At 68.7% G+C, this 18,236-nt stretch carries 17 protein-coding genes, 1 pseudogene and 1 riboswitch; of the genes and pseudogenes, 12 read left to right on the top strand and 6 right to left on the bottom strand.

Annotated elements, in window-relative coordinates; translation table 11 throughout:
* Positions 1-27: 27 nt before the first annotated feature.
* The 4 genes from RJ03_RS38820 to RJ03_RS12395 form a co-directional block, all read right to left on the bottom strand.
* Entirely contained in the window at positions 28-156 is a 129-nt protein-coding gene (locus RJ03_RS38820; protein WP_281032277.1) for a hypothetical protein, read from the bottom strand.
* A gap of 293 nt (positions 157-449) precedes the next feature.
* Positions 450-956 carry a hypothetical protein gene (locus RJ03_RS12405; RefSeq protein WP_036501351.1) on the bottom strand — a complete coding sequence of 169 codons (507 nt, stop codon included), beginning with the start codon at positions 954-956 and terminating at the stop codon, positions 450-452.
* Between the two features lie 63 nt (positions 957-1,019).
* Positions 1,020-1,457 carry an META domain-containing protein gene (locus RJ03_RS12400; RefSeq protein WP_083870774.1) on the bottom strand — a complete coding sequence of 146 codons (438 nt, stop codon included), beginning with the start codon at positions 1,455-1,457 and terminating at the stop codon, positions 1,020-1,022.
* Between the two features lie 30 nt (positions 1,458-1,487).
* On the bottom strand, positions 1,488-2,690 hold the full coding sequence (locus tag RJ03_RS12395) for a L,D-transpeptidase (protein ID WP_036501349.1): 1,203 nt from the start codon (positions 2,688-2,690) through the stop codon (positions 1,488-1,490).
* 274 nt (positions 2,691-2,964) lie between these two features.
* Here RJ03_RS12395 and RJ03_RS12390 point away from each other — a divergent pair, with 274 nt between their 5' ends.
* From RJ03_RS12390 to RJ03_RS12360, 7 genes and pseudogenes are all read left to right on the top strand, one after another.
* Complete coding sequence (locus RJ03_RS12390) at positions 2,965-3,651, top strand: rhomboid-like protein (protein WP_036501347.1); 687 nt, start codon at positions 2,965-2,967, stop codon at positions 3,649-3,651.
* Between the two features lie 91 nt (positions 3,652-3,742).
* Positions 3,743-3,833, top strand: a riboswitch (SAM riboswitch).
* Positions 3,827-4,303: pseudogene (locus RJ03_RS12385) on the top strand (GNAT family N-acetyltransferase); the annotation flags it as partial. Its footprint overlaps the riboswitch before it by 7 nt.
* A gap of 128 nt (positions 4,304-4,431) precedes the next feature.
* Complete coding sequence (locus RJ03_RS12380; RefSeq protein WP_036501345.1) at positions 4,432-5,511, top strand: LLM class flavin-dependent oxidoreductase; 1,080 nt, start codon at positions 4,432-4,434, stop codon at positions 5,509-5,511.
* Positions 5,508-7,115, top strand: coding sequence for an ABC transporter substrate-binding protein (locus tag RJ03_RS12375; protein WP_036501343.1), 1,608 nt, complete (start codon positions 5,508-5,510; stop codon positions 7,113-7,115). The genes RJ03_RS12380 and RJ03_RS12375 overlap by 4 nt, the downstream gene beginning before the upstream one ends.
* Before the next feature lie 5 nt (positions 7,116-7,120).
* On the top strand, positions 7,121-8,077 hold the full coding sequence (locus RJ03_RS12370) for an ABC transporter permease (protein ID WP_036501451.1): 957 nt from the start codon (positions 7,121-7,123) through the stop codon (positions 8,075-8,077).
* Entirely contained in the window at positions 8,070-8,945 is an 876-nt protein-coding gene (locus RJ03_RS12365; protein ID WP_036501341.1) for an ABC transporter permease, read from the top strand. Before RJ03_RS12370 ends, RJ03_RS12365 begins: the two co-directional genes overlap by 8 nt.
* Before the next feature lie 65 nt (positions 8,946-9,010).
* Entirely contained in the window at positions 9,011-10,648 is a 1,638-nt protein-coding gene (locus RJ03_RS12360) for a dipeptide ABC transporter ATP-binding protein (RefSeq protein ID WP_051024603.1), read from the top strand.
* Positions 10,649-10,657: 9 nt separating this feature from the next.
* On the opposite strand, the gene RJ03_RS12355 is transcribed toward RJ03_RS12360, so the two are convergent.
* The gene (locus RJ03_RS12355; RefSeq protein ID WP_036501338.1) at positions 10,658-11,734 is read right to left on the bottom strand and encodes an ABC-2 transporter permease; all 1,077 of its coding nucleotides are present in this window, start codon (positions 11,732-11,734) and stop codon (positions 10,658-10,660) included.
* Positions 11,735-12,001: 267 nt separating this feature from the next.
* Here RJ03_RS12355 and RJ03_RS12350 point away from each other — a divergent pair, with 267 nt between their 5' ends.
* From RJ03_RS12350 to RJ03_RS12340, 3 genes are read left to right on the top strand one after another with little or no spacing between them, the layout of a single operon-like run.
* Complete coding sequence (locus RJ03_RS12350) at positions 12,002-13,084, top strand: LLM class flavin-dependent oxidoreductase (RefSeq protein WP_036501336.1); 1,083 nt, start codon at positions 12,002-12,004, stop codon at positions 13,082-13,084.
* A gap of 2 nt (positions 13,085-13,086) precedes the next feature.
* A complete protein-coding gene (locus RJ03_RS12345) occupies positions 13,087-14,451 on the top strand; it encodes an NtaA/DmoA family FMN-dependent monooxygenase (RefSeq protein ID WP_036501335.1) in 1,365 nt (454 codons plus the stop codon).
* Complete coding sequence (locus tag RJ03_RS12340; protein WP_036501333.1) at positions 14,448-15,581, top strand: LLM class flavin-dependent oxidoreductase; 1,134 nt, start codon at positions 14,448-14,450, stop codon at positions 15,579-15,581. Before RJ03_RS12345 ends, RJ03_RS12340 begins: the two co-directional genes overlap by 4 nt.
* Positions 15,582-15,584: 3 nt before the next feature.
* Here the strand turns inward: RJ03_RS12340 and RJ03_RS38815 are convergent, their stop codons facing one another.
* Entirely contained in the window at positions 15,585-15,713 is a 129-nt protein-coding gene (locus RJ03_RS38815) for a hypothetical protein (RefSeq protein ID WP_281032276.1), read from the bottom strand.
* 161 nt (positions 15,714-15,874) lie between these two features.
* Here RJ03_RS38815 and RJ03_RS12335 point away from each other — a divergent pair, with 161 nt between their 5' ends.
* Complete coding sequence (locus RJ03_RS12335) at positions 15,875-16,738, top strand: alpha/beta fold hydrolase (protein WP_036501332.1); 864 nt, start codon at positions 15,875-15,877, stop codon at positions 16,736-16,738.
* A 459-nt stretch (positions 16,739-17,197) separates the two neighbouring features.
* Complete coding sequence (locus tag RJ03_RS12330) at positions 17,198-18,178, top strand: terpene synthase family protein (protein ID WP_063820368.1); 981 nt, start codon at positions 17,198-17,200, stop codon at positions 18,176-18,178.
* The last annotated feature ends 58 nt before the right edge of the window (positions 18,179-18,236 follow it).

Genomic DNA, 18,236 nt, shown 5'->3' with positions numbered 1-18,236 from the left:
TTCGTTGCCGGAATCGGCCTATCCCCCTCAGATATCCGGGTACTGCGCATGGAGGTCGCCGTCGAGCAGTCGCCAGTAGAAGGCGTTCACCGGACCGCCGGTGGGCGGCGTCGGCACCCCGCAGACGTCGGTCACCAGCCAGTTGACCAGTCGCATGGCGGCGTAGGCGGCATCGTGAGTGGTGCGTTGTTCGCGAAGTCCCGCTCGACGGGTGAGAAATCGAATTTCGGGGATGTGCGCATCCCGAAGTCGGTCAGGTAGATCCGCTCCATGTCGGTGCGCATATTGCTCGGCCGGCGCCGACCAACTCGGCGAGCTCTGAATCGCTGCAAGAGGCCAACAATGCCGAGATCCTTTGGTGGCGTGCGGTTCTGGCGGCCGTCATCGCACGATTGTGCCACCGCCCAGGCTCGTCGAGGCGTCCGGGCGGCATCCGATGCCACCGCCGGTCAGGCCGTGGCTTCGGTGGTTCGACCGTGCAGCAAGGCCAGCAGTTGCTCGGTGTGGCCTGGTAGCTCCACGTCGGCCAGGCCGATGATCAGATCCCGTAGGGGCAGTGGCTGATCGACCAGCACGGCGCCGTTGGAGAGCAGGCGGGTGGGAACCAGGGTGTCGAGTTCGGTGTCGCTGAGGGCCGGGCCGGAGAGGCTGCAGAGGGCCCCGGCTTGGCGGTGCAGGCGGTCGCGCAGGCCGGTGCTGCCGCCGGCCAACTCGATCACACGGTCGATGGTCCAGATGTCGAGGGCGATGCGATTGTCGTAGGTGGTGTGCTCGCCCGCGGCGACGGCTGACGCGGCGGCGATGGTGGCGGCGGTGATCAGGCAGACGTGCCCGAGTATCTGATCAGCGTTCCATTCGCCTGGTGCGAGGGCGATCGTCTGATTCGAATCGGCCACGGTGTCAGCGGCTTCCAGAAGCGTGCGGTACGCGTCGCCCAGGGTGGTGGTGTCAAGCATCGTGTAATTATGCAGGTATATGCCTGCATAATTCAACCGGGTTATGCAGGCCCCACGTGGAGTTCAGCCGGCGGGCTCCGACTCGCGCAGTGTCACGGTGCGGTCGGCGGTCTTCAACGTCAATGTCGCGCCGTCGAGACTCCATGCCGGGCTTGCCTGCAGGAGCGAGGTCGCCCATTCGTCGGCGCCGGCGCGGTCGCCGACGCAGGCCATGCGCGTGCTCGCGAGGGGGCCGGTGTGCAGGGTGTTACCGGTCAGGTCGGCGGAGCCCATGAGGGTGTTGCAGCCGGCGGTGGCGCTGAGGCGGCCCTCGGTGAAGGTCAGGCGCAGGGGGCCGTCGCCAGGGATTCGCGGGCCCTGGACATCGGTGGAGACGTAGGTGTGGCCGACGGGGGTGGCGGGCGTGGAATCCGTTGGGGTGGAATCGTTTCCGGAGGAGCAGGCGACGCCGGCCGCCAGCACGGCCAGCGCGGGAACTATTCGCAGGAAATTCGCCGACATGATCCGATGGTAGCGGCCGGGCGGGCCGGATCAGCTGCTCGCGTTACCGGCCTGCCATACATTCCACGGGACCTCCCAGTCGCCGTAGGTGTCCCATACGGGCAGCGGCTGGCCGCCCGAGTTGGTGATCTCCACGACGTCGCCGACGCCGAAGTGGTCGAAGAACCACTGGGCGTTGTCGGGTGAGAGGTTCACGCAGCCGTGCGACACGTTGCTGGCCCCCTGCTGTCCGACCGACCAGGGCGCCGAGTGGACGAATTCGCCGTCGTTGGAGATGCGTTCGTCCAGGTCCACCTTCTCGCGGTAGTACCCGGGCTGGCCGGCGCAGACCCCGTAACTGCAGGAGTCCATGATGATCGACGGCGATTTCTCCGAAATGACGTGTGGCCCTTCGTGGGACGGGAAACCGGGCGAACCCAGACTCATCGGCATCTGGTTCACCTGCGCGCCGTTGTGCAGGATCGTCAGCTGTTCGGTGTTGCCGTCGGCCTGGGCGATCCAGGCGTCGTGGACCGTGTAGTCGGCGCTGTTGTTCTCCGCGCCGAATACCCCGTCGCCGAGGTCGAGACCGAAGACGTCGGCTTCGATGTGGATCTTGGTGCCCGGTTGCCAATACTGCGCGGCGCGGTAGTGCACATCCTTGTCGTCGACCCAGTACCAGGCGCCCGGCTGCGGCGGGGTGACGGTGACCTTCAGATGCTTCTGCACCTCCGCCTTGTTCGCCACCGGCTGGGTGAACTGGAAAACCATCGGCTGCCCGACCCCGATTCCGGTCTGAGCGACCAGATCGGGGGCCGGTACGACATTCGCGTAGGCCTTGTGGCCGGCGTCGATCGTGGTGACGGTGACCGTCTTGTCGGTCGCGACCTGAGCGAGGTTCACCGCTTGGGCGTCGACGCGGTAGGTGGTCCCGTAGTTCAGCGGGTCCTTCGAGGTCCAGCTGTGATGGTCGGCGCCGAAATCGCCGGCGACCGCTTTGCCGTCGCCGTCGGTGACGGTGACGGTGACCTTGGTGAGCATGCCGTCGGCGGAGTTCACCACGAGGGGCGTCGCCGGATTGAGTGGTCCGTGATCGGCGGCGGGCACATCGATCGCCGCGGGCGCGGTGATATCGGGCCCCTTGGATGCCGGCGCCGAGGAGCTGCCGCCACCCGAGCCGCCACAGCCGCCGAGGAGCACGACGATCGCCGTCAATACCGCCGACACCACCAGTAGAGATCGACGCCTGCGCACGTCCTCACCGCCTCTGTCTCGCACCCTCGCATGCACAGCGCCCATCCGGGACACAGCATCCTCCAGTCCACACCATGAATCCGGTGTCGCACCGCAGCAGAGAGTACGTGTCGTCGCCGCTCGGCGCGCGCCCGGCGTGGCCGGACCAGGCGTTTTGCCGCATTCGGGGTATTCGGCGGGGTGCGGCGCCGGCTCACCCGCCGCGGGTGAGTGCAGCGGCTGCGTGAGGGCTCATAGTGAAGCGATCTTCGATGTCCGTCGAGGAAGGTGACCGATGCCCAGGCGAGACGGCTCCCGGTGGCGGACCGCCGCGGCCGCGATCGGCGACTACATCCGGCACGCGCCCGGCACCTACATCTGGCTGGCCATCCTGCTCGTGTCCACCCTCGTGGTCCGGCACCTGTCCCCCGATCAGGCCGAGATCCTGCTGGGCAACCGCTCGACCAATCTGCACCACCTGCGCGAGGACCCGGTGCACGTGCTGATCTCCAGCGCCTTCTGGCTCGCCGGTGGCGGCTGGTTCGGCTACGCGGTCAGCTACAGCATCTTCCACGCCCAGGCCGAACGCTGGCTGGGGACGCTGCGCTGGCTGGCGGTGGTCGTCATCGCGCACGTCGGCGCGACCTACCTCAGCGAAGGTGTGCTGTATTGGGCTATTCATCACGGTCACGCGCCCGAATCCGCGGTGAACACCCTCGACTACGGCGTGAGCTACGCCTTGGCGGGTGTGATCGCCGTGCTGGTGTATCGGATCGCGACGCCGTGGCGGTATCTGTATCTGCTCGGGGTGGTCGTCTTCTACGCGATTCCGGTGTTCGCGAACCGAACCTTCACCGACATCGGGCATTTCAGTGCGATGGTGCTCGGTCTGGCCTGCTATCCGCTGACCCTCGGGCGGCCGGGTGTGTGGGATCCGGAGGTGGCGGTGCGTGGGCTCGCCGGGTCGGTGCGACACCGGTAATCACACCGCCGGAAGGGCGTCGCGGCAAGGATTGGATTCAGTGCGATCCAGAGTGCTGACCCCGCACCGGAATTCCCTTAGCGTGACGTTTCGCCCATCCAGAGCGATCGAGAGACCCGGCTCCACGACGTCGCAGCAACCCCCCGACTGGGTATGGGTGCTACCGCCGGGACCGATGGAGGAACTAATGGTACGCAGCGTTTTTCACGTCGGCCAGGACGATCCGATGGCCGCGCCGCTGCTGGCGGAGCTGGCCATCGAATACAGCAGCCGCTACGGCGGGAGCGTCGGTGAGGTGCACGCCGATCTGGTGAACTACCCGGCCGCCGATTTCGCGGCCCCGCACGGCGATCTGCTGGTGGTGGTCGAGGACGGCGAACCCGTCGCCGGCGGGGCGTTCCGCCGCTACGACGAGCGGACCGCCGAATTCAAACGCATCTGGACCGCACGCGAGCACCGCCGCCGCGGCCTGGCGACCTTCGTACTCGCCGAACTCGAGGCCGAAGCGCTGCGCCGCGGCTATCGGCGGATATTCCTGACCACGGGTCCGCGGCAACCCGAAGCGGTCGCCCTGTATCTGTCGGCGGGCTACACCCCGCTCGAACGCATTCCGTCCGGGCAGCCCGGTCTGCTCGCGCATCCGTTCGAGAAGTATCCGACGCGTGTGCCAAACACGCAGCGGCGCAATCGTTTCGGGCGCGAGCGCGACGGTGTGTACACGCCGGTGCGGTCCGGATTCCGCTATCCGCCGGTGCGCGGCGAGGCCGGTGCCGTCCACGTATGAAATTCTTGTTGTTGACGCTGATCACCCACCAGCCCGACCCGGTGACCGGCGTACTCGAATCTCCCGCGCGCCGTCTGGGCCGCGTAGTGGACAGTGCCCGGCTCGCCGAGACGCTCGGCTACGACGGGTTCGCGGTCGGAGAACGCCACGAGGACCCGTTCCTGTCGTCCGCGCCGCCGGTGGTGCTGAGCCACATCGCGGCGCTGACCTCCCGGATCGCGTTGTTCACCGGCGTCACCACGCTGAGCCTGCTCGATCCGGTGCGCGCCGCCGAAGACTATGCGACGCTGGACAATCTGTCCGGTGGCCGTCTCGAGCTCATCGTCGGCAAGGGTAACGGCGCGGCGCAGGCGAAACTGTTCCACGTCACCACCGCCGACCAATGGGACCGCAACCGCGAGGGCTACGAACTGTTCCGGCAGCTGTGGCGCAGCGACGACGTCACCTGGACGGGCCGGTTCCGGCCGTCGCTGTCCGGTGCCAAGACCCTGCCCCGGCCCTTGCAGCCGGAATTGCGGATCTGGCACGGCAGCGCCACCAGCCGGGAATCGGTGGAAGTGGCCGCGCGCCATGGCGATCCACTGTTCTCCGCGAATGTGACGTACCCGATCGAACCGTACGCCGAACTGGTCGACCATTACCGGGAACGTTGGGCGGCTCACGGCCACGACCCCGCCGACGCGCTGGTCGGCGCCGGGACGGCCGGGTTCTACGTCGCCCGCGATTCCCGCACCGCGCTCGACACCTATCGCCCGATCTTCGAAGCACGCCGCGCGGTCGCCCGGAAATTCGGTGCGCCGGAGGTCTTCACGTCGGTGGAGGACTTCGTCGAGCGCAGTTCGGCCGTCGTCGGCAGCCCGCAGCAGGTGCTCGACAAGTTGGGGCGTTATCACGCGCGGCTGGGCCACGAGGTGATCCATCTCGGCGCCGACGGCGACGGGCTCACCGACAAGCAGCACCGCGAAAGTCTCGAACTGTTCCAGGCCGAGGTGGCGCCCCCATTGCGCCGGGCCATTCCCAGCCGTCCGCTCGGCGGCGACCGCTATCGTATCGATCCACCCGGAGTCACCGAATGAAACGAATTCTCTCGCCGGCGCTCGCGCTCACCGCGACGCTGGCGATCGCCGCCTGCGCGAACACCTCCGGTGGTGGCGGCGACGCCGGTCCCCCGCAGCCGGGCGGCACCCTGCGCTACGGCCTGTCGCAGGCGCCGACCTGCTCGGATCCGGCCCAGGCCGGTACCAACCAAACCCTGTACGTGGCACGCCAGATCGTGGATTCGCTCACCGACCAGGATCCCGCGAGCGGGGAGATCAAGCCGTGGCTGGCCACCTCCTGGCAGGTGAGCCCGGACGCGAAGACCTTCACCTTCCATCTGCGGCCCGACGTCACGTTCAGCGACGGCACCCCGCTGACGGCCACGTCGGTGCAGAAGAACTTCGACGCCATCGTGCACACGCTCACCGCGGCGAAAGCGCCGCTGGGAGCGAGCTATCTGGCCGGCTACGCGGGCACCACGGCGGTCGATCCGCTCACCGCCGAGGTTCGATTCGACGCGCCGAACGCCCAGTTCCTGCAGGCCTCGTCGACACCGCAGCTGGGCATTCTCGCGGACGCGACCACCGCGAAACCGGCCGAACAGCGCTGCCTCGGCGACAATATCGGCAGCGGTCCGTTCGTCTACGCCGGCTATCGCCAGGACGCGTCGGCCACGCTGGTGAAGCGCCCCGGATATCGGTGGGGTTCGGCGGTATTCGCGCATTCCGGCGAGGCGTATCTGGATCGCATCGAATTCACGGTCGTCCCCGAGGCCGGGGTGCGCACCGGTAGCCTGTCGTCGAATCAGCTCGACGCCGTCAGTGACGCGCTGCCCCAGGACGTTCCGCAACTCGAGGCCGCCGGCGCCAAGGTGCAGTTCGACTCGAACCCCGGCGTTCCCTTCGGGCTGCAACCGAATGTGAGCCGCGCGCCGCTGTCGGATTCCGCGGTGCGCCAGGCCCTGTTGCACGGAATCGACCGCAAGCAGCTGGTGGATACGGTGCTGGGGCCGCAGTTCCTGCCCGCCACCGGGCCGCTGGCGTCGAAAACACCTGGCTACGTCGATCTTTCGAAGTCGATAGCCTACGACCCCGACCAGGCGCGCCGCATTCTGGATCAGGCCGGGTGGGTCCCCGGCGGCGACGGGATCCGGGTGAAGGACGGGCGGCGACTGTCGTTCGGTGTCCTGTTCGGTGCGCAGTTCGCCGCGAATCAGGCGACCTTGGAGTTGGTGCAGCAGCAATTGCGCAAGATCGGAGTGGACATCCGGCTGGAGTTGACGCCCGTCGCCGACTACACCGCGCGGCAGAACTCCGGAGATTTCGACGCCACCTACTTCAACACCACCCGCGCCGACGGCGACATCCTGCGCACCACGTTCGGCCGCGGGCAGCGAAACCTCAACCAGCGCGGTCCGATTCCGGCGCTGGACCAGGCGCTCGCCGACCAGCTCTCGACCACCGACCCGGCGGCACGGGCGGGGATCATCGGGCAGGCGCAGCGATCGGTGATCGAGAACGGACTGTGGTTGCCGACGATCGAACTGTCGCAGGCGATCGGGGTGTCCGGCGCGGTGCACGATCTGAAGTTCGAGGCCTCGGCGCGCCTGCAGTTCTACGACACCTGGTTGAGCAAGCGATGACTCCGATGACCCGGTATGTGATCGTGCGGGTGCTGCAGGCGATCGGGGTGCTGTGGGCGGCGTTCACCATCTCCTTCGCCGTGTTGTTCCTGCTGCCGTCGGATCCGGTGCAGATGGCCGTCGACGCGGATCCGGGCGTGCCTCCGGATCCGGCCGCCATCGCGGAACTGAGGGCCAGATACGGGCTGGATCGCTCGGTGCCGGAACAGTATTGGACCGCGCTCACCCACGCCGTCCGCGGTGACCTCGGACGCTCGCTGAACACCGGGCAGTCCGTCACCGGCGCGCTGGCGCAGTCGATTCCCTCGACGCTGGCGCTGGCCGGTCTCGCGCTGCTGCTGGCGATCGTCTTCGGCACCGCGCTGGCCGTGGCCGCGTCCTACACCCGGCGGCCGTGGTTGCGGAATCTGCTGACGGCGTTGCCGCCGATCGGTGCCGCGATGCCCACGTTCTGGGTGGGATTGCTTCTGCTGCAACTGTTCTCGTTCCGGCTGCGCCTCGTGCCCGCATTCGGCGGGACCGGCTTCAGCGGCACGATCCTGCCCGCGATCACGCTGGCCGTGCCGGTCGGCGCGGTGATCGCGCAGGTGTTCTACAGCGGTCTGGCCACCACGTGGCGGCAGCCGTTCGTCGATGTGGCCTTCGCCAAGGGCGCCTCGCGGCTGTGGGTGCAGTGGCGGCATGTGCTGCGCGCGGCGGCCGGGCCGGCGCTCACCGTCGCGGGACTGTGGGTCGGCACGGTGCTGGCGGGTTCCGTGGTGGTCGAAACCGTGTTCTCGCGCGGCGGCCTGGGCCGGCTCACCCAGAACGCGGTGCTGCATCAAGACATTCCGGTGGTGCAGGGCATCGTATTGATCGCCGCGCTGGCCTTCGTGGTGGTGAACCTGGCGGTGGATCTGATCTATCCGCTCCTCGATCCCCGCGTCGCCGTCGCCCGAGAGAAGGTGGGCGCTCATGTCTGACACTCTGCTCATCGCCGAACCCGCGGCCGCACGGATCACCGAGGTGCGGCGGGCGCTGGCGCCGAAACGTCTGCGTGCCTCCGCCGGACTGGCGGTGTCGGTTCTCGTGCTGATCGTGGTGCTCGGCTGGGCGGTCGCGCCCTCGCTTCTCGCCGGCGACGATCCACGCGCGGGAGTGCCGGAGGAGAAATTCCGCGGCCCCAGCTTGCAGCACTGGTTCGGCACCGACAACCTCGGCCGCGACCTGTACACCAGGGTGGCGCACGGGGCGGCGCTGACGCTGTCGGCGACCGTCTGTGCCGTGCTGCTGGGACTGGTGATCGGTTCGGCGATCGGTCTCGTCTCGGGCACCTTGGGCGGGACCGTCGATGCCGTCGTCATGCGCGGAGTCGATGTGCTGCTGGCGATTCCGGAGCTGTTGTCGGCACTGGTCCTGATCACCGTGCTCGGTCTGGGCACCCGGAATGTGGCCATCGCGGTGGGAGTGGCGCTGATCGCCCGGTTCGCGCGGGTGATGCGCGCGGAAGTGCTGCGGGTGCGTCGCGCACCCTACGTGGAGGCGGCGTTCGCGTCCGGGGTGCGCTGGCACACCGTGCTGCTGCGCCATATCCTGCGCACCGCGTACGCGCCGGTCGCCGCGCTGGCCGCGGTCGAATTCGGCGTTGCGGTGCTGGCGATTTCGTCGCTCAGCTTTCTCGGCTACGGTGCCGCGCCACCCACCCCGGAATGGGGTTCGCTGATCTCCGAGGGCCGCAACTACCTCGTGCTCGCCTGGTGGATGACCACGCTGCCCGGCCTGGTGATCGTCGCGGTGGTGCTCGCCGCCCAGCGCATCGGCCGCGCGATCGGGACCCCGGAGGACCGATGAGACATACTCGCGCAGCCTCTCATCGGTCCGACCGGGTGCGGGTGTCCCGCAAGACACGAGGACCGATGAGACATACCGGAAGTTCGACCATGAGCGACGAGACCTTGTTGCGGGTCGACGACCTGCACGTCCGCTACAGCGGCACGTCGGCGGACGCGGTGTCCGGTGCGACGCTGGAGATCGCGCGCGGGGAGACCGTCGCGCTGGTCGGCGAATCGGGTTCGGGAAAATCCACACTCGCGCATGCCGTCATCGGCCTGCTGCCCCAGTCGGCGGAGGTGTCCGGCGGCGGAATCGTTTTCGACGGGCACCGGCTCGACACCGCGTCCGAACGCACCCTGCGCGGCCTGCGGGGTGCGCGCATCGGACTCGTCCCGCAGGACCCCGGAACGTCGCTGAACCCGGTGCAGCGCATCGGCGATCAGGTGGCGGAGGTGTTGCGCATCCATCGGCGGGCCGACCGTCGCACGGCGCGACTGGAGGCGGTGCGGTTGCTCACCGAGGCGGGCCTGGACCGGCCGGACGTGCGGGCACGGCAGTATCCGCAGGATCTGTCCGGCGGGCAGCGTCAGCGGGTGCTGATCGCGATCGCGCTGGCCTGCGAACCGGAACTGGTGATCGCCGACGAGCCGACCAGCGCCCTGGACGTCACCGTGCAGCGCCGCATCCTCGACCACCTCGCCGATCGCACCGCACAACTCGGCACCGCGGTGCTGCTGATCACCCACGACCTGGCGGTGGCCGCCGACCGGGCCGATCGGATCGTGGTGATGCGGCACGGCCGGATCGTCGAAACCGGAACCACCGCGGCCGTTCTGACCGATCCGCAGCACGAATACACCGCCGAGCTGCTCGCCGCCGCGCCGAGCGCCGAGACACCGGTGCGCCGGGCGCGCCCGCGTGCCGAACAACCGCTGCTGGTGGCGACCGGTCTGCGCAAGAGTTTCCGGATCGCGCGGGGTGTGCGCACGGATGCGGTCGACGACGTGTCATTGGATCTCGATCGCGGCGAAACACTCGCGCTGGTCGGCGAATCCGGCTCCGGCAAGACCACCACCGCTCGAATCCTCGCGAGGCTGTCGGCACCCGATGCGGGCAGTATCCGCTTCGACGGGCGCGATGTCTCCGGGTTGCGCGGCGCCGGACTGCGGGAGTTTCGCCGCCGCGTCCAGGTGGTGTACCAGAACCCGTACACGTCGCTGAATCCCACCCTCAGCGTCGCGAAGATCGTCGGAGAACCGTTGCAGGCCTTCGGGATCGGCGATCGCAGTGAACGCCGCGCCCGGGTCGCCGAACTGCTCGAGCAGGTCGCGCTTCCCGGCGAGGTCGCGGACCGGCGCCCGGAGCGGCTGTCGGGTGGGCAGCGGCAGCGTGTCGCGATCGCGCGGGCGCTGGCGCTGCGCCCGGACGTGCTGGTGCTGGACGAGCCGGTGTCGGCACTCGACGTCGGGGTGCAGGCGCAGATCCTGGCGCTGCTGGAGCGACTGCAGTCCGAGCTGGAGCTGAGCTATCTGTTCATCTCCCACGATCTGGCCGTGGTGCGCCGCATCAGCGACCGCGTCGCGGTGATGCGGCAGGGTCGGATCGTCGAAACAGCGACCACCGCAGAGCTTTTCGACAACCCCAGGCACGAATACACGCGCGAGTTGCTCGCCGCGGTGCCGGGCGGGTTCGCGCGGCCGGTGATCGAAAGGTCCGCCTGAGGTCGCGGACTATTCGTCGGAATCGGCCGGGTCGGGGTCACCCGCGCCGGCCTGCCGGTCCCGCCACACCCAGAACACCGTGGAGGCGACCAGCGCCCACCCGGCGAGCACCAGATACGGGAAGACGTGCTGGTGGCCCGAGAAATACACCGCGGTGTGCTGGGCGTTGACCGAGGCGCCCGGCGGTAGCCAGCGGCCGATCGCGCCGAGGACCGACGGCAGCAGCGGCCACGACACCGCGCCGCCGGAGGACGGATTGCCCAGCAGCACCATCACACCCCAGGTCGGGATCATCGCCCAGCGTCCGAACAGCGCGCTGAACATCGAGAAGATCATGCCCGAGGTGAACATCGTGAACGCCAGAATTCCCCACGACTGCACGAACGGCAGCGTCAGCGCGCCCAGCCACCAATCCACCACGGCGGCGATCGCGAACCCGCCCAGCAGGGCGTAGGCGACGGTGAACGCGATCCGCTGCACCGCGCTCAACGCACCGGCGTGCACACCGAGCTGGATGGCGCCGACGAAGCCGATGATCACCGCCGCCAGCGTGATGTAGAAGATCGCCAATCCGCGCGGATCGCCGGGCTGCAGCGGATTGATATCGGTCACCGCGATCGGTATCCGGGTCTGACGGCTCGCCTCGGCGGCCGCGGTGACCACCACCTGGGCCACCGACGACCCGGACGCACCGGAAATATCGACCGGGATCCGCTCCGCGCTGCGCACATCGAGGATGGCGAACACCCGCTGCGATTCGACGGCCTCGCGCGCCGCCGCCGGAGTGTCGTAGTGCAGCGGATGCAGGGAGCCGTTCAGAGCCTGATCCATGGTGTCGAGGAAGCGCCGGCCGGGCGTCGGCACCGCGGTGCCCGCATCGACGACCGCGACGGGGATCCGGTGCGGTGTCGGATTGGCGAGGATATAGGTGTAGGAGCCGGCGAACAGTCCGGCCGCGATCGCCAGAATGAACACCAGCACCGTCGCCGGCAGATACGGCGAGTGCCGGAATCGGTGCAGGCGGCCGCGCCATCCGGTCGGGGCCACCGGCACCGCGGCCGGGGTGTTCCGCTCGCTGTCGGACATGCCGCCACCTTAGGAGCCCGCGGCTCCGGATTTCCGGAAGTGGGCACGAACGGCGGGCCCGACAGCATCGAGTCGTCCTCGCCCTCTCGGCTCCCCGCCGATGCCGTCCGCCGCAAGAATAGAATTCACCGCGATCGAGAGTGCTGACGCCGCAGGCGATTTCTCATAGTTTGAGCTTCTGCCCATCCGGCGATCGCGAAACATCTCCGCTTCCCGCGAACCGCGATTCGGCGGTGTCTCTCCTGTCGATCGAAAGGACGCCTTCGCATGTCGTCGTTCCCGCCTCTGCTCGGGGTGGAATTGTCCGGCACGGGTATCCACCCGGCGTCGTGGCGGCGGGCCGACTCCCGCGCCGAGGAGCTGTTCACGCCCGGCTACTGGCTCGACGCGATCACCGCCGCCGACCGGGCCGGACTCGACTTCGTCTTCCTCCCGGACTCCTTCGGTGTGGACGCGCATGGTTACGGCCCGCTCGACGCGATCGCGCTCGCCGCCCGCGCCGCCGCCGCGACCCGCGGCATCGGGCTGATCCCGCAGGCGACGGTCACCCACACCGAACCGTTCCACGTGTCCAAGGCGATCGCCGCCCTCGACTACGCCACCTACGGCCGGGCCGGTTGGGAGGTCGCGGTCTCCGCGGAGCCCGAGCAGACGGCACTGTTCGGCCGCAAACAGCCGCAGGACGACGCCTCGCTGTGGCGCGAGGCCGACGAGGCGATCGAGGTGGTGACCCGGCTGTGGGACAGCTGGGAGGACGACGCCGAGATCCGCGATCTCGCGACCGGCCGCTTCATCGACCGCGACCGATTGCACTACATCGATTTCGAGGGCGAGAACTTCTCGGTCAAGGGTCCTTCGATCACGCCTCGGCCGCCGCAGGGGCAGCCGCCGATCGCGGTGCGCGCCGAGTCGGCCGCGAGCACCCGACTCGCGGTCCATCGCGCGGATCTGATCCGGGTCGGCGCCGCCGACCTCGACGAAGCGGCCGCCGTACGCACCCGGCTGCGCTCCGCGGTCGCCGCGGCCGGGCGGTCCCCCGACGAGGTGCGGATCCTGCTCGACGTCGAGGTGCATCTGGCCGCGACCGAGGACCGGGCGCACGCCGAACTCGACCAGTTGGACGCCTGGGGTCCGGCGGCCCCGCCCGCGACCGTGCGCCACCTCGGCACCGCCGACGGACTGCGCGCGCTGCTCGACCGGACCCAGCGCGAGTGCGCCGCCGACGGTCTGGTGTTGCGGCCACTGGCGGTGCCCGCGTTCACCGCGGCGTTCGACCGCCCGGCACGCAGCCTGCGCGGCCTCATCGGCTTGACGCGCCCCGCCAACCGCTACGCACTCGCCCGAGGATGAGGATGCCGAAACAACAGGTACGCAAGCAGATTCATCTGGCCGCGCACTTCCCGGGGGTGAACAACACCACGGTGTGGAGCGTGCCGGAATCGGGCAGCCAGATCGAGTTCGACTCCTTCGTCCACCTGGCGCGCACCGCCGAGCGCGGATTGTTCGACTTCTTCTTCCTCGCCGAGGGGCTGCGCCTGCGCGAACACCGCGGCCGGATCTTCGACCTCGACGTGGTCGGTCGTCCCGACACCTTCACCGTGCTCGACGCGCTCGCCGGGGTCACGACCCATCTCGGCCTGGCCGGCACGATCAACACCACATTCAACGAACCCTTCGAACTCGCACGGCAATTCGCCAGCCTGGACCACCTGTCGGGTGGGCGGGCCGCCTGGAACGCCGTCACCTCGTCCGACGCGTTCACCGGTGAGAATTTCCGGCGTGGTGGCTATCTCGACCACTCGCAGCGCTACGTGCGCGCGGCGGAAGTGGTCGACGCGACCCGCGCGATCTGGGACAGTCGCGCCGGCGGGGCGCCGGTCGTCGACCGCGAACGCGGGATATTCGGCGGCCCGGCGCCCCGATTCAGGTATCGCGGAACGCAATTCGATATCGAGGGCGTCTACGGATTGCCGGCGAGCCCGCAGGGATATCCGGTGCAGATCCAGGCCGGTGATTCCGAGGAGGGCCGGGAATTCGCCGCCGCGAAGGCCGATGCGATCTTCAGCCGCCACGGCGAACTCGAGGCCGGGCGCCAGTTCTACACCGACATCAAAACCCGGCTCGCGAAGTACGGCCGCCGGCGCGACGATCTGAAGATCCTGCCCGCCGCGACATTCGCGCTCGGTGACAGCGACGCCGACGCGCAGGAGCGGGCGCGGGAGATCCGGCTGCAGCAGGTCGGACCGCAGACCGCGATCGCCTTCCTCGAACAGGTCTGGGGCCGTGACCTTTCCGGCTACGACCCCGACGGCCCGCTGCCCGAGATCGATCCGGTCGACAACGCCAACATCACCCGTGGACGCGTCCGGCACGCCAAGGACCCGCGCGCGATCGCCGAGGCCTGGCGCGCCAAGGCGGAGGCCGAGAAGCTGAGCATCCGGGAACTGATCATCGAGGTGACCGCGCGCCAGCAGTTCGTCGGCACGCCCGCTCAGGTCGCCGCGGAAATCGATCGGTACGTCCAGTCCGACGCCGCCGACGGGTTCGTGCTCGTCCCCCATCTCACGCCCGCCGGACTCGACGAATTCGTGGACAAGGTCGTTCCCGAGCTCCAGGACCTGGGCAGTTTCCGAACCGAATACACCGGTGTGACCCTGCGCGAACATCTGGGGCTGCGCCATCCGCATCGCGGCAGCGAAGGAGTGCGAGCGTCATGACCGTGCCGTTGTCGATTCTGGATCTCTCCCCCATCAGTGCCGGGTCCACACCGCGGCAGGCGCTGCGCAACACCGTCGATTTGGCCCGCCACGCCGAGTCGTGGGGTTACCGCCGATTCTGGGTCGCCGAACACCATTTCGTCGCGGTGGCCTCCTCCGCACCGACCACGCTCATCGCCCTGATCGCGGCCGCCACCGACACCATCCGGGTCGGCTCGGCCGCCGTGCAGGTCGGCCACCACACCTCCGCGGCGGTGGTCGAGGCGTTCGGCACCATCGACGCGCTGTATCCGGGACGGCTGGATCTGGGCCTGGGGCGCTCGGCGCATCGGATCGCCGAGGTGCGCTCGGCGGGGGTGAAACCGGTGCCCGCGCCCGACCGTCCGACCCGGGTACGCGACGGTGTGGTGATCCCGCCGCCGTTCAGTTCCGGACGGCTGCTCGATACCGCCCGGCTGGCGGCGAGTTTCGAGGCGCTGCAACTGCCCGGGACCCAGCCGCTGGACTACGGCCGTCAGGTCCGCGAGATCCGCGACCTGCTGACCGGGAACTACCGCAGCTCGGAAGGTATTGCCCTGCATGCTGTTCCGGGCGAGGGTGCCGAGGTTCAGCTGTGGCTGTTCGGTAGTTCCGGCGGTGAGAGCGCTCAGCTCGCGGGCCGGCTCGGACTGCCGTTCGCGGCCAACTATCACGTCTCCCCCGGCACGATCGTGGAGACGGTGGAGGCGTATCGCGCCGCCTTCCGGCCGTCGGCGGTTCTCGACCGGCCGTATCTGGTGGTGTCGGCGGATGTGGTCGTAGCCGACGACGACGCGACCGCCGCCCACCTGGCCTCGACCTACGGCCATTGGGTCTACAGCATCCGCAGCGGCGCCGGCGCCGCCGAATACCTCGACCCCGACACCGCGCCCGCGCTGACCGAACAGCAGCAGCGCCTGGTGCACGATCGCGTCACCACCCAGTTCGTCGGCGCCCCGAGTTCGGTGGCCGAACGGCTCTCCGCGCTGCAGCAATTGACCGGCGCCGATGAACTCGTCGTCACCAGCGTCACCCACCGGCACGAGGACCGGCTGCGCTCACATGAACTGCTCGCCGCCGAATGGGGATTACCGCAGGTCCGCGCCGCCTAGGATCTACTCGTGGCGAGAACCTGACGCCGCGAACAGACCCAACGCGGCGACGAACATCAGACCCACCGCTGCTTCGGCGCCCGCGATGAAGACCGTTCCCCAGACCATGATGAACGGCCCGTATGTCGCCACTCGGGGCCAGTAGCCGCAGGGACCCACATCCTCCCGGATGGATGCGCATTCGGGGTGGCCGATGGGAAAGGGATGCCACGGCGTCAGACCCTACTGCGCGACCGATGAGTTTCGGCCGTGGAAGGGGTCTCCTCAGCAGACGCAACTGCAGAGGAGTCGCCGTGCCGCTTCATGGTCAACGCTCGCCCGAACACCTCGTCACCGTCGGGGGCGCCGACCTGTGTGTGACCACCTTCGGAGACCGGCGACAGCCTCCGGTGGTGCTGCCGTCCACGTCGGGACTCTTCTGGGAAGACGAGTTCTGTGATCGGTTGGCCGGGGCCGGCCGGTTCGTGCTTCGCTACGACATTCGCGACACCGGCCGGTCGACTGCCTATCCGACCGGCTCGCCGGGATACGACCTCCGGGACCTGGTCTCCGACATCGTCGGACTGATGGACGTCTTCGGACTGCCGCGCGCCCACCTGGTGGGCTTCTCGGTGGCCGGATGGATCTGTCAGCTCGCCGCGCTCGATCACGGCGACCGTGTGTCGGCCCTGACCCTGATCAACACCCGGCCGACCGCGCCCGGCCCGGCGGATCCGGATCTGCCGGAACACTCCGATCGGATCATGGGCTTCTTCGCCGCGACACCCGCTCCGGACTGGTCCGACCGAGCCGCGGTGATCGACTATCGCGTCGAACAAGCCCGGACACTCTCCGGCGCACACGGATTCGACGAACAGCGGGCACGGCGCCAGGCGAAGCGCACGGTCGAACGCACCACCGATATGGGCTCCAGCGTGCTCAATCTGGCGTTCGTCGAGGCGGGCGGGCGCTGGCGGGAGCGTCTGGTCGAGATCACCGTGCCGACCCTCGTGGTGCACGGCACCGACGACCCGTTCTTCCCGTACGGGAACGGGCAGGCCATGGCTCGTGCGATCCCGGGCGCCGAACTGCTCCCGCTGCCGGGCATCGGGCATGAACTTCCGGCCTCGACCTGGGACCCGCTGCTGGCCGGCATGCTGGCACTCCAGCACGCATGAAATGTACTCGTGAGTCCGCGCCCGCATCGAGCGGCTGTTGCCGGCGGCAGGCGCTTCCTGGTTGCCATGGTCGTGCTGACGCGGTGGCCGCGGCGGATCGCCGCTGAGCCCATGCCACACGCGACGGCCTAGAGGCCGGAGGTGCCCTGCCTGCCCGCTGCCTACTCCCCACAGCCGCCCGACGGGCCGATCCCGGCCGCGGGCACCGATGGTATTCCGCGCGGCTCGCCGGCGATCGCCCGCCGAATGCTCCGGTAACGAATGTCGCCCCGCCATGGATATCCGACGGTGCGGCGCCTGCACGGTCGAATCGGTAGGTCGACCACCGGCAGGCGCGATATCGATCCGAATCCGTTGTGGCACTTCGTCTTGTCGCCACGCCGGTTCGACCCGATATGGCAAACCGAATGCCCGGATTGCCGCCTCCACGTTAAACTGCTTGCGAGATAGGCGGTTTCGATGCATGTAACTGAGTTCTTCATGCCGTTCGATTCGGAGGGGGCCAATCCCGCCGAATCGGAGGCCGAGCAGGTCATGTGGGCCTGGCTCGAACGTTGTGATCTGGTTCCCTCGGAGCCGACTCGCCGGCGCATGCGCCGGACCCGGCCGGCTCGTATGTACGCGCTGTGGTGCCCGTACGCCGGGGTGGACGCGCTGGGATTGCTGAGCCGTTTCACCGCGTGGGCTTTCATCGTCGACGATCAGTTCGACATCGAAATTCCCGACCCGGCACGGACCTTGGCGACCATCACCGAACTGGAGGAGGTGTTCGAAGACGGTGCGCAACCGCGCGGGGTGCTCGCGGTGGCCTTCGCCGAACTCTGGCGCGAACTGCGCGCCGGACGTTCCAGCCAGTGGCGCCATGCCGTGCGCACCGAACTCTCGGCGTGGCTGTGGACCTACTACACCGAGAGCATCGGGCGTCTCACCGATCGCTATCCCGATCTGGACGACTATCGGGCCCACCGGCGCGATTCCGTGGCCCTGTACGTATTTCTCGATATCAGCGAGATCGCGGAGGGTGTCGACCTGTGCGCGGCTGCGCGCGCCCTGCCGGCGTTGCGCGCGATACGGGAGGCGTCGGTCGAACATATGGGACTGTTCAATGACATCCTGTCCATCGACTCCGACGAGGCCTCGGAGTACCTGTACAACTCGGTGCTGCTGGCCGAACGGCAGCAGGGCCTCGACCGGAAACAGGCGGTGGAGGTGGTCGACCGGATGCTCACCGGATGTGTGCGCCGGATGCTGACGGGCATCGATGCGCTGCCCGCCGAACTCGACGCGGCGGGCCTGTCCGGCCGCGAGCGCGCCGATATCCTCAGTACCGCAACCTGTTACACCCGTTACGTGCGAGCCAACTTCGACTACCACTATCAGGCCGCGCGCTACACCAGTGCGCCGCGCGAGGCACTCGAGCACGGCGCACCCCTGACCTGACGGCGAACCCGCGGGCGTTGCGCAAACGCAACCCGGGCCACCGCCCGGCCCGCGGATT

Origin of the sequence: Nocardia aobensis NBRC 100429 (genome assembly GCF_000308375.1) — a bacterium.
Lineage (GTDB): Bacteria > Actinomycetota > Actinomycetes > Mycobacteriales > Mycobacteriaceae > Nocardia > Nocardia aobensis.
This window is presented reverse-complemented; position numbering and strand designations above follow the sequence as displayed.

Bases quoted from the DNA above. Each gene is read 5' to 3' on its own strand.
- RJ03_RS38820 (WP_281032277.1), bottom strand. From the start codon at position 156: ATGCGACTGGTCAACTGGCTGGTGACCGACGTCTGCGGGGTGCCGACG.
- RJ03_RS12405 (WP_036501351.1), bottom strand. From the start codon at position 956: ATGCTTGACACCACCACCCTGGGCGACGCGTACCGCACGCTTCTGGAA.
- RJ03_RS12400 (WP_083870774.1), bottom strand. From the start codon at position 1,457: ATGTCGGCGAATTTCCTGCGAATAGTTCCCGCGCTGGCCGTGCTGGCG.
- RJ03_RS12390 (WP_036501347.1), top strand. From the start codon at position 2,965: ATGCCCAGGCGAGACGGCTCCCGGTGGCGGACCGCCGCGGCCGCGATC.
- RJ03_RS12380 (WP_036501345.1), top strand. From the start codon at position 4,432: ATGAAATTCTTGTTGTTGACGCTGATCACCCACCAGCCCGACCCGGTG.
- RJ03_RS12375 (WP_036501343.1), top strand. From the start codon at position 5,508: ATGAAACGAATTCTCTCGCCGGCGCTCGCGCTCACCGCGACGCTGGCG.
- RJ03_RS12370 (WP_036501451.1), top strand. From the start codon at position 7,121: ATGACCCGGTATGTGATCGTGCGGGTGCTGCAGGCGATCGGGGTGCTG.
- RJ03_RS12365 (WP_036501341.1), top strand. From the start codon at position 8,070: ATGTCTGACACTCTGCTCATCGCCGAACCCGCGGCCGCACGGATCACC.
- RJ03_RS12360 (WP_051024603.1), top strand. From the start codon at position 9,011: ATGAGACATACCGGAAGTTCGACCATGAGCGACGAGACCTTGTTGCGG.
- RJ03_RS12355 (WP_036501338.1), bottom strand. From the start codon at position 11,734: ATGTCCGACAGCGAGCGGAACACCCCGGCCGCGGTGCCGGTGGCCCCG.
- RJ03_RS12350 (WP_036501336.1), top strand. From the start codon at position 12,002: ATGTCGTCGTTCCCGCCTCTGCTCGGGGTGGAATTGTCCGGCACGGGT.
- RJ03_RS12345 (WP_036501335.1), top strand. From the start codon at position 13,087: ATGCCGAAACAACAGGTACGCAAGCAGATTCATCTGGCCGCGCACTTC.
- RJ03_RS12340 (WP_036501333.1), top strand. From the start codon at position 14,448: ATGACCGTGCCGTTGTCGATTCTGGATCTCTCCCCCATCAGTGCCGGG.
- RJ03_RS12330 (WP_063820368.1), top strand. From the start codon at position 17,198: ATGCATGTAACTGAGTTCTTCATGCCGTTCGATTCGGAGGGGGCCAAT.